Here is a 10,933-nt window from a genome sequence, read left to right as displayed (position 1 = left end):
GTCAGACCTCCACGAGTCCGAGGTCGACGACGACGGTGCCGGTGAGCCCCTCGGGGGCGGCGACCCGCAGCTCCAGCGTCGAGGGGGCCTCGACGTCCTCCACGATGCGCAGCGGCACGTGCACCGAGCCCTTGGCGGCCAGCGGGAACAGGCGCATCGTCACCCCGTCGCGCAGCAGGGCCACGACCACCATCTCGTCGGTGGAGTTGCCGCCGCGGAAGTAGACGGCCTGGGCGCGGGCCCCGTCGGGGACGGTGTAGGCGGGCAGCCCCTCCAGGGCCACGAGCTTCTCCAGGCCGGCCCCGGTGAAGGGGTGGGCACCTTGCAGGAAGCGGGGGGTCGAGCTCACGGGGGTTCCTCTCTCAGATCTGGGCGCCGGCGAAGCGCTGGGCGCGTCCGGCCTTGTAGACGGCCAGGGTGACCACGGCGCAGACCAGGTAGAAGGCGATGAAGCCGACGAGCGCGGGCTGCAGGGACCCGCTGCCGGAGATCGAGGCGGCGAAGACGCGCGGGATGATGAACCCGCCGTAGGCGCCGATGCCGGCGGCGATCCCGATGCAGGCCGCGGCCTTGCGCTTGGCCAGCACCATCGCCGCGGTGTCGGTGGGGTCGATCCCGGCGCGGAAGATCGCCGGGATCATCCGGTACACCGAGCCGTTGCCGACGCCGGTGGCGACGAAGAGCAGCAGGAAGCTGGCGAAGAACCCGGCGAAGGTGCCGGCGCTGATCGAGGCGATGACCCCGACCGCACCCAGCGACATCACGAGGTAGGCCGCGATGCTGACGTTGGCGCCGGACAGCCTGTCGGCGAGGCGGCCCCCGGAGGGGCGGGCCAGCGAGCCCACCAGGGCCCCGAGGAACGCCAGCGTCAGCGGCACCGCCGGCAGCCCGATGAAGCCCCAGTCGAAGGCGATGCCCGGGAACTCCCGCTGGATGAGGGTGGGGAACACCCCGGCGTAGCCGATGAACGACCCGAACGTCCCGATGTAGAGGAACGAGATGATCCAGGTGTGCTTGTTGCGCACCGCGGCGGCGTAGCCGGCCAGGTCCGCCTTGGCGGTGGAGAGGTTGTCCATGTACCGCCAGGCGAGGACCGCGGCGAGGATCGCCAGCGGGATGACGACCAGCCCGGCGCGCTCCAGGGCCAGCCCGCCGCCGACGACCACGACGATGGGCATCACCAGCTGCACGACGGCCACGCCGAGGTTGCCACCGGCCGCGTTGAGCCCGAGGGCGGCGCCCTTCTCCCGCTCGGGGTAGAAGAAGGAGATGTTGGCCATGCTGCTGGCGAAGTTCCCGCCGCCGACCCCGGCCGTCGCGGCCACCAGCACCATGAGCCAGAACGGGGTCTGCGGGTTCTGCACGACGATCGCGAGCCCGACGCAGGGGACGACGAGCAGCAGCGCCGAGACGATCGTCCAGTTGCGCCCGCCGAACTTCGGCACCGCGAAGGTGTACGGGAAGCGCAGCGTCGCCCCGACGAGGTTGGGGATGGCGATGAGCCAGAACTTCTGGTCGTCGGTCAGCGAGAAGCCGGCGGCGTTCAGCGAGGGCGTGACGATCGTCCACAGCTGCCAGACGGAGAAGCCGAGGAACTCCGCGAAGATGGACAGCCACAGGTTGCGCTTGGCCGCGCGGCGCCCGGTGGTCCGCCACTGCTCCTGGTCCTCGGGGTCGTAGTGGTCCACCCAGCGGCCGGCGCGGGGGGCGGGGATCGTGCCGACGGCGAGGTGCGGGCCGGCCGAGCCGGTGCGGTCGTTGGTGACGGCCATCGCGGGGTCCCTTCGGGGCCAGGGGTGGACTGCGCTTCGGCGACGAAGCTAGGCAGGCCGCGTTACAGCCGGTCGCGTGCGCCGTTGCACCTGCGTGACGTTGTCCTCACCGGACCGGCCCGCCGCTGTGAGGAGAGCGCACCACGGTCGCAACACGGGGGTAACCACCGGGCAACGGCGAGCGCGTTGACTCCCTCCGTGACCGCTCCCGAGACCCCCGCCCGCGTGCGCAGCGCCTGCTCCTACTGCGGGGTCGGCTGCGGGGTGCTCCTGGACGTGGTGACCGACCCCGAGACCGGGCGCCGCCGGGTCGCCGGGGTCACCGGGGACCGGCAGCACCCGGCCAACGCGGGGCGGCTGTGCACCAAGGGCGCCACCAGCGCGGACTTCATGGCCGCCCCGGGCCGGCTGCAGCAGGCCGCGGTGCGCGAGACCCGCGGCGGCGAGCCCCGCCCCGCCCCGGTCCGCGACGCCGTGGGGACGGTGGCGCAGCGCTTCGCCGAGGTCGTGGCCGAGCACGGCCCGGACGCCGTCGCCGTCTACGTCTCGGGGCAGATGTCGGTGGAGGCGCAGTACCTGGCGAACAAGCTCACCAAGGGCTTCCTGCGGACCAACCAGATCGAGTCGAACTCGCGCCTGTGCATGGCCAGCGCGGGGACGGGCTACAAGCAGTCGCTGGGCTCGGACGGCCCGCCGGGGTCCTACGAGGACTTCGACCACGCCGACGTGTTCCTCGTCATCGGCTCCAACACCGCCGACTGCCACCCGATCCTCTTCCTGCGGATGATGGACCGCGTCCGGGCGGGGGCCAAGCTCATCGTGGTCGACCCGCGCCGGACGGCCACCGCCGAGGCCGCCGACCTCTTCCTGCAGGTGCGCCCGGGCACCGACCTGGCGCTGCTCAACGGGCTGCTGCACCTGCTGGTGGAGGCCGGCGCCGTCGACGAGGAGTTCATCGCCACCGCCACCACCGGCTGGGAGGGGATGGCCGGGGTCGTCGCCGACCACCCGCCGGCCCGGGTGAGCGAGCTCACCGGCGTCGCCGAGGCCGACCTGCGCGCCGCCGCGGACCTCATCGCCGGGGCGGGGGAGTGGATGAGCTGCTGGACGATGGGGCTGAACCAGAGCGTCCACGGCACCTGGAACACCAACGCGCTGGTGAACCTGCACCTGGCCACCGGGGCGATCTGCCGCCGGGGCAGCGGCCCGTTCTCGCTCACCGGTCAGCCCAACGCCATGGGCGGGCGGGAGATGGGCTACATGGGCCCGGGGCTGCCGGGGCAGCGCTCGGTGCTGGACCCCCGCGACCGGGACTTCACCGAGAGCGTGTGGGGGCTGGAACCGGGCACGCTGCGGACCGACGTCGGGACGGGGACGATCGACCTGTTCTCCCGGATGGCGGCCGGGGAGGTGAAGGCCTGCTGGATCATCTGCACCAACCCCGTCGCCTCGGTCGCCAACCGGTCCACGGTCGTGGAGGCGCTGCGGCGCTGCGAGTTCGTCGTGGTGCAGGACGCCTTCGCCGAGACCGAGACCACCGCCTTCGCCGACGTCCTGCTGCCGGCGGCGCTGTGGGCGGAGTCGGACCAGGTGAGCGTCAACTCCGAGCGGACCATGACGCTGCTGCCGCAGGCGGCCGACCCCGTGGGTGACGCCCGCCCGGACTGGCAGCTCATCGCCGACGTCGCCCGCGCCCTCGGCTTCGGCGACCACTTCGCCTACGGGTGCGCCGCGGACGTGTTCGAGGAGATCCGCCGCTTCTCCAACCCGCGCACCGGCTACGACCTGCGCGGGGTGGACCACGAGCGGCTGCGCTCCGGTCCCGTGCAGTGGCCCGCGCCCCCGGGCGACGGCGTGGACCGCCACCCCGTGCGCTACCTCAACGACGGGGTCAGCCAGGACCTCCTGGTGCGCGAGGACGGGACGGTGCCGCCGCTGGCCTTCCCCACCCCGTCGGGGCGGGCGGTGTTCTGGCCCCGGCCCTTCGTCCCGGCCGCGGAGCTGCCCGACGACGAGCACCCGTTCGTCCTCAACACCGGCCGCGTGCAGCACCAGTGGCACACCCGCACCAAGACGGGGAAGGTGGCGAAGCTGGAGAAGCTGAACCCCGGGCCGTTCCTGGAGGTGAACCCCGAGGACGCCGCCCGGCTGGGGGTCGCGGAGGGCGACCGGGTCGAGGTGGTCTCCCGCCGGGGGCGGGTGGTGCTCCCGGCCGTCGTCACCGACCGCGTCCTGCCCGGGTGCTGCTTCGCGCCCTTCCACTGGAACGACGCGTTCGGGGAGGACCTGGCGGTCAACGCCGTCACCCACGACGCGGTGGACCCGGAGAGCTTCCAGCCGGAGTTCAAGGTGTGCGCCGTGCAGCTCACCCGGGTCGAGGCCGCCGTCCCCGCCGCTCCCGCCCTCCCCGCCACCGTGGGCCGGGGCGGTCCGCCCGTCCTCGACGAGCGGCAGACCCGCTACCTGGACGGGTTCCTGCACGCCCTGGGGGAGGCCCCGGGCTTCGTGCCGGTGCTGCCGGCCTCCGCGCCCTTCGCCGACGGCGACCGGGCCTGGGTGGAGGGGTTCCTGGCCGGGACGTTCGCCTCCCCGGCACCGGCGGTATCCGCGGGATCCGTGGGTTCCGCCGAGCCCGCGCCGGCGCCCGACGTCCTCGTGCTCTGGGCCTCCCAGACCGGGGGGGCGGAGGAGCACGCCCGCTCCGCCGCCGCCGCGCTGGAGGCCGCCGGGGTCCGCGTCGGGGTGTTCGGGATGGACGAGGTGACCCCGGAGCGGCTCGGCGCGGCGACGACCACGCTGCTGGTGTCCAGCACCTTCGGGGACGGGGGCCCGCCGGACAACGGGGAGTCGTTCTGGGACGCGCTGTCCGGGCCCGCCGCCCCCCGCCTGGAGGGGCGCGGTTTCGCGGTGCTCGCGCTCGGCGACTCCAGCTACGCCGACTTCTGCGGCCACGGCCGCCGCCTCGACGAGCGCCTGGCCGAGCTCGGCGCGCAGCGGCTGCTGGACCGCGTGGAGTGCGAACCGGGGGAGGACCAGCGCGCCGCGGAGTGGAGCGCCCGCGTCCTCGACCTGCTGGCCCGCCGCTCGCCCACCCCCACGGCCCCCGCCGCGTCGACCGCCCCCTCGCCTTCCACCGCGCTGGTCCCCGCCCCGCGCTTGGCCCCCACCCGGCCCACCCGCAAGGACCCCTACCGCAGCCGGCTGGTGCGCAACGTCCGGCTCAACGCCGCGGGCTCGACGAAGGAGGTCCGCCAGATCGGGCTGGCCCGCGACGGCGGCCTGGAGCACCACGCCGGGGACTCCCTGGGCGTCTGGCCCGAGAACGACCCCGCCGTCGTCGAGGCGTTCGCCGCCGCGACCGGTGTCGACCCCGCGGCCCTGACCGCGCTGGACCTCACCCGCCCCGCCCCGGACCTGCTCCGGTTCGTCGCGCAGCGCTCGCGGGAGGAGGGGCTGGCCCGGGTCCTCGCCGAGGGCCCGGCGCGCACCGCGGAGTGGGCCCGGGAGCGCCAGACCCTCGACGTGCTCCGGCAGTTCCCCGCCCACGCCGAGCCCGCGGAGTGGCTCAACCTGCTCAAACCCCTCCAGCCGCGGCAGTACTCGATCTCCTCCGCGCCCGAGGCCCACCCCGGCGAGGTCCAGCTCACCGTCTCGACGGTCCGCTTCGGGGACCCGCTGCGGCAGGGGGTCTGCTCCACCTTCCTCGCCGACCGGGCCGCGGGGAAAGAGGTGCGGGTCTTCGTGCAGCCCGCGCCGGCCTTCCGGCCCCCGGCCGACCCCGACGTGCCGGTGGTGATGATCGGGCCGGGCACCGGCGTGGCGCCCTTCCGCGCGTTCCTGCAGCACCGGCGGGCGCACGGGGCCGGTGGCCCCAACTGGCTGTTCTTCGGCGAGCGCAGCTCGGCCACCGACTGGTACTACCGGGAGGAGTTCGAGGGCTGGCGCGACGAGGGGTTCCTCACCCGCCTCAGCCTCGCCTTCTCCCGCGACCAGCCCGAGAAGGTCTACGTGCAGGACCGCGTCCTGGCCCACGGAGCCCAGCTGTGGCGCTGGATCGCCGACGGCGCCCACGTCTACGTCTGCGGCGACGCCTCCCGGATGGCCAAGGACGTCGACGCCGCCCTGCGCCGGGTGGTGGCCGAGCACGGGGGCATGAGCGAGGAGGACGCCGCCCTGCACGTCCGGGAGATGGTGGCCGCGAAGCGCTACGTCCGCGACGTCTACTGACCCAGGGCGCGCCTCGGACCGGCCCGGCGTCGTGCGTCAGGTGGAGTCGCGGGCGACGAAGCGGTGCGGGACCACCCGCACCGCCTCGCCGGAGCGGGGCCCGGAGAGTTCCACGACGAGGTCGAGGGCGGCCCGGGCCACCTCGGTCAGGTCGATCGTGAGGGTCGACAGCCGCGGGGCGACGAACTCGCCGAGCGCGAGACCGTCGACGCCGACCACCCGCACGTCCTGCGGGACCCGCAGCCCGGCCGTGCGTAGGTCCCGCAGGACCCGGAAACCCTCGAGGTCGTTGAAGGCGACCACCGCGTCGGGCCCGGCGCCGGGCCGGTCCCCGGCGAGGTCCGCCCAGGAGGAGGCCCGGTCGGCGACCGCGGGTTCCACCCCGGCGTCCCGGAAGGCCTCGACGAAGGCCCGGCCGCGCCGCGAGCACCCCTCGGGTCCCAGCAGGTCCAGCACCACGGGACGGCGCACCCCGCGGGCCAGCAGGTGCGAGACGGCGTCCCGGGACGCCTGCGCGCGCTCGAACTCCACCCGGCCGTGGCCGGGGTGGTCGTGCGGGGGGTCGATCTCGACGACGGGCAGGTTCGGCGCCCCGGCCCGGGGGACCTCGATGCTCGACCCGGTGAAGCCGACGACGGCGTCGGTGGCGCCGGCGAGGTCGCTGAGGCTGCCCGGTTCGGCCATCACGACGTTCCAGCCGCGTTCCCCGGCCAGCCGCAGGACGGTCGAGGCGAGTTCCCCGTAGTAGGGGTTGGTGAGGTCCCCGACCAGCAGCCCGAGGGTGCGCCCGGCGGGTTTCACCAGGCCCCGCCCGAACCGGGAGGGGTGGTAGTTCAGCTCCCGCGCGGCGGCGAGCACCCGTTCGCGCGTCCCGGCGTTGATGCCCGGCATGTCGTGCAGCGCACGGGTCACCGTCTGCCGGGACACCCCGGCGACGCGGGCCACGTCGACGATCGTCGCGGCCCGCGGAGCCGAGGCGTTCACCCCTCGCGCAGGTCCAGCCACGCCACCTGCTGCGCGTCCAGCTCGACCCCGAGGCCGGTCATGGAGGAGCGGGCCTCCGCGATCGTGCGGGGACCGAACAGCGCGAACGTCGGGAACGGCTGGGCCAGGACGTAGGCCAGGGCGACGGCCGTCGCCGGGACGCCCAGTTCCCGCCCCAGCTGCTCGGCCCGCGCCTTGCGCTCGAAGTTCGCGTCGCTGTAGTAGCAGCGCACGAGTTCGGCGTCGCTGCGGTCGTCCGCGTCGGCGCGGGCGAAGAACCCGCGGGCCTGCGAGGACCACGGCAGCAGGGCGATGTTCCGCTCGGTCAGCCACCGCTTGGACTCCGGGTCCGTCACGTGCCGGCAGCCCGCCCACGGGACGTCGTAGGCCTCGGCGAGCCCGAAGTGGTTGGACAGCACCGTGAACGGCCGCTTGCCGTTCGCCTCGGCGTAGGCGTTCGCCTCGTCGACACGGGCGGGGGACCAGTTCGACCCGCCGTAGGCGCTGATCCGTCCCGCCGAAGCGTGCTCGTCGAGGACGTCGACGAACTCGCCGACGGGGACGTCCTCGTTGTCGCGGTGCATCATGTAGACGTCCGCGTGGTCGTGGCCCTGGCGTTCCAGCGACTCGAACAGCTGCCGGGTCAGCGACTCGGGGTCGTTGTGGGGGGTGTGGCACCCCTTGACGATGACGTTCACGTCGGAACGGATCCCGCGGTTGGCCAGCCAGCGACCGAACAGCTTCTCGTACTTGCCCATCCCGTACACCCACGCGGTGTCGAACGTGTTCCCGCCGGCTTCGACGAACGCGTCGAAGACGGCCGAGGCGTGGGCCAGGTCGGGCTGGTTGTCGCAGCCCATGACGAGGCGGGAGACGGGCCGGTCCAGGCCCCGGATCGTCCCGTACCTCATCGCGGTGGGTTCGCGGCGGCGCAGCGGGAGCCCGGAGACCGTGGGGATGTCGGCGGTGTCGGCCTCGAAGGGGTAGCGCAGGCCGATGGCGTCGCGCCAGCGGTTCAGGACCGCGTTGACGGCGAGGGTGTCGTCGAGGGTGAACACGGGGGTCTCGTCGGAGACCAGCGCCACGGCCTCGCGGGCGTACGCCTTGTTCTCGGGCAGGTCGGGGTCGAACGCGAACGTCTCGGGCTCCGCGCCGGGCCGGGTGAGCACGACGCGGGTGTCGCCGAGGACCGTCCACGGGTCGGGCAGGTGGATCGTGCCCCCGGAGCCGTGCACGGTGACGGACTGCGGCTCGGACAGCGCGACCCCGGTGCGGACGGAGGCCGTGACGCCACCGGTGAAGACGATCGAGGCCACGGCCCACTCGTCGACCCCGGTCTCGCCCACGGTGCCCTGCGCGGAGAACCCCGTCACCGCGGCGGGGCGGCCCAGCGCGGCCGCGGCGACGAGGTGGGCGGCGGAGACGGGGTAGCCCCCGACGTCGAGGATCCCGCCGCCGGCGAGGTCGGCGTCGTAGAGGCGGCCCTCCTTGGCGCCGGTGGCGAAGGAGAAGCTGGCGTCGACGTGCTGGACGGTGCCGATCGCCCCCGAGCGCACGAGGTCCAGCAGCTTGGCGATCTGCGGGTGGTGGGCGTACATGTACGCCTCGAGGAAGTGGACCCCGGCCTCGCGGGCGGCGTCGACGACCGCCATGACCGTGCCGTGGTTGGGGGCCAGCGGCTTCTCGCAGAGCACGTGCTTGCCGGCGCGGACGGCGGCCAGGGCGAGCTTGGCGTGGGTGACGTGCACGGTGCTCACGTAGACCGCGTCGACGTCGTCGCGGGCCAGGACCTCGTCGTAGTCGCCGACGGCGGCGGGGGCGGCGAAGAGGGGGGCGAACTCCGCCGCGAAGGCGCGGGCGCGCTCGGCCCCGGCGGGGGTGGGGGAGGCGCCGACGGCCACGAGCTCGTGGCCGGCCGCGGGGAGCTGGCTCACGAAGCGGCGGGCGATCCCGCCGGGGCCGAGGACGGCCCAGCGGGTGGTGGGGGTGGGCACGGGGGCGCTCCTTCGAGCCGGGGGGCAGAGAGCCGTGAACGTTCACGACGACGCCCACCGTAGTCACCCCGCTCCGGGCCGGTCAACGGGCCGCGGCGCCGGGCGTGCCTAGACTCAGCCCGTGAGCGTCGACATCAAGCCCCGCAGTCGCCAGGTCACCGACGGTCTGGAGGCGACCGCCTCGCGCGGCATGCTCCGCGCCGTCGGCATGGGCGACGACGACTGGGAGAAGCCCCAGATCGGGGTGGCCTCCAGCTGGAACGAGATCACCCCCTGCAACCTGTCCCTGGACCGCCTCGCGAAGGCCGTCAAGGACGGCGTGCACTCCGCCCACGGCTTCCCGATGGAGTTCGGCACCATCTCCGTCTCCGACGGCATCTCGATGGGCCACGAGGGGATGCACTACTCCCTCGTCTCGCGCGAGGTCATCGCCGACTCCGTCGAGACCGTCATGAGCGCCGAGCGCCTCGACGGGTCCGTCCTGCTCGCCGGCTGCGACAAGTCCCTGCCGGGGATGCTCATGGCCGCCGCGCGCCTGGACCTGGCCAGCGTCTTCCTCTACGCCGGCACGATCCTGCCCGGGCGGGCCAAGCTGTCCGACGGCAGCGAGCACGAGGTCACCCTCATCGACGCCTTCGAGGCCGTCGGGGCGTGCGCGCGGGGGCTGATGTCCCGCGAGGACGTCGACGTCATCGAGCGCGCCATCTGCCCCGGCGAGGGGGCCTGCGGGGGCATGTACACCGCGAACACGATGGCCGCCGCGGCCGAGGCGCTGGGGATGTCCCTGCCCGGCAGCGCGGCCCCGCCCGCGACCGACCGCCGTCGCGACGGGTTCGCCCGCCGCTCCGGCGAGGCCGTGGTGAACCTGCTCTCGAAGGGCATCACCGCCCGGCAGATCCTCACCAAGGAGGCGTTCGAGAACGCCATCGCCGTCGTCATGGCCCTGGGCGGCTCCACCAACGCCGTCCTGCACCTGCTGGCCATCGCCTACGAGGCCGAGGTCGACCTCACCCTCGCCGACTTCGACCGCGTCGCCGCGAAGGTCCCGCACCTGGCCGACCTCAAGCCCTTCGGCCGCCACGTCATGGTCGACGTCGACCGCATCGGCGGCATCCCCGTCGTCATGCGCGCGCTGCTGGACGCGGGCCTGCTGCACGGGGACTGCCTGACGGTGACCGGGAGGACGATGGCCGAGAACCTCGCCGACATCGCCCCGCCCGACGTCGACGGCGTCGTGCTGCGCTCGCTGCAGGACCCCATCCACAAGACCGGCGGCATCACGATCCTCTCCGGCAACCTCGCCCCCGGCGGCGCGGTGGTGAAGAGCGCGGGCTTCGACTCCGACGTCTTCGAGGGCACCGCGCGGGTCTTCGAGCGCGAGCGCGCCGCCCTGGACGCCCTGGAGGACGGCACGATCTCCGCCGGCGACGTCGTCGTCATCCGCTACGAGGGCCCCAAGGGCGGCCCGGGGATGCGCGAGATGCTCGCCATCACCGGCGCGATCAAGGGCGCGGGCCTGGGCAAGGACGTGCTGCTCATGACCGACGGGCGCTTCTCCGGCGGGACGACGGGCCTGTGCGTGGGGCACGTGGCCCCCGAGGCCGTCGACGCCGGTCCCATCGCGTTCGTGCGCGACGGGGACCGGATCCGCCTGGACGTCGCCGGCAAGACCCTCGAGGTGCTGGTGGACGAGGAGGAGCTCGCCGCCCGCCGCGAGGGCTGGGAGCCGCTGCCCCCGGTCTTCAAGCGCGGGGTGCTGGCCAAGTACGCCAAGCAGGTCCAGTCCGCCTCGCTCGGGGCCGTCTGCCGCTGAGCGACCGGGCCGTCGCGTCCAGCACCTGGACCAGGTGTCCAGGATGTGAGACGCGACGGCCCCTCGGCTGACATCCGCCCACCGACGGGCTACCTTCGCTCCATGCGGTTCCTCGTAGCCATCGGACAGCGCGCCGGCTGACC

General features: G+C 74.1%; 6 protein-coding genes. 2 read left to right on the top strand and 4 right to left on the bottom strand.

Features of this window, described 5'->3' with window-relative positions:
• Position 1 precedes the first annotated feature (1 nt).
• Positions 2-349, bottom strand: a complete 348-nt coding sequence (locus KRAD_RS04430; RefSeq protein WP_012084325.1) for a hypothetical protein — start codon at positions 347-349, stop codon at positions 2-4.
• A gap of 13 nt (positions 350-362) precedes the next feature.
• Positions 363-1,772 carry an MFS transporter gene (locus KRAD_RS04425; RefSeq protein WP_012084324.1) on the bottom strand — a complete coding sequence of 470 codons (1,410 nt, stop codon included), beginning with the start codon at positions 1,770-1,772 and terminating at the stop codon, positions 363-365.
• Positions 1,773-1,970: 198 nt separating this feature from the next.
• On the opposite strand from KRAD_RS04425, the gene KRAD_RS04420 reads away from it, so the two are divergent.
• A complete protein-coding gene (locus KRAD_RS04420) occupies positions 1,971-5,999 on the top strand; it encodes a bifunctional nitrate reductase/sulfite reductase flavoprotein subunit alpha (RefSeq protein WP_012084323.1) in 4,029 nt (1,342 codons plus the stop codon).
• A gap of 36 nt (positions 6,000-6,035) precedes the next feature.
• On the opposite strand, the gene KRAD_RS04415 is transcribed toward KRAD_RS04420, so the two are convergent.
• Both KRAD_RS04415 and KRAD_RS04410 read right to left on the bottom strand, forming a co-directional pair.
• Positions 6,036-6,983, bottom strand: a complete 948-nt coding sequence (locus KRAD_RS04415; protein ID WP_012084322.1) for a LacI family DNA-binding transcriptional regulator — start codon at positions 6,981-6,983, stop codon at positions 6,036-6,038.
• The gene (locus KRAD_RS04410) at positions 6,980-8,977 is read right to left on the bottom strand and encodes an aldo/keto reductase (RefSeq protein ID WP_012084321.1); all 1,998 of its coding nucleotides are present in this window, start codon (positions 8,975-8,977) and stop codon (positions 6,980-6,982) included. The genes KRAD_RS04415 and KRAD_RS04410 overlap by 4 nt, the downstream gene beginning before the upstream one ends.
• Before the next feature lie 121 nt (positions 8,978-9,098).
• Between KRAD_RS04410 and ilvD the strand changes: the two genes are divergently transcribed.
• Positions 9,099-10,790: a dihydroxy-acid dehydratase gene (gene ilvD, locus KRAD_RS04405; RefSeq protein ID WP_012084319.1), complete on the top strand. Its 1,692-nt coding sequence runs from the start codon at positions 9,099-9,101 to the stop codon at positions 10,788-10,790.
• The last annotated feature ends 143 nt before the right edge of the window (positions 10,791-10,933 follow it).

It is taken from the genome of Kineococcus radiotolerans SRS30216 = ATCC BAA-149 (genome assembly GCF_000017305.1).
In the GTDB taxonomy this organism is placed as follows: domain Bacteria; phylum Actinomycetota; class Actinomycetes; order Actinomycetales; family Kineococcaceae; genus Kineococcus; species Kineococcus radiotolerans.
Note: the sequence above shows the minus strand (reverse complement) of the source record. Positions and strands in the feature narration are given on the sequence as shown.

What these genes read in the sequence shown, in the direction of transcription:
- KRAD_RS04425 (WP_012084324.1), bottom strand. Translation starts at nt 1,772, where the DNA reads ATGGCCGTCACCAACGACCGCACCGGCTCGGCCGGCCCGCACCTCGCC.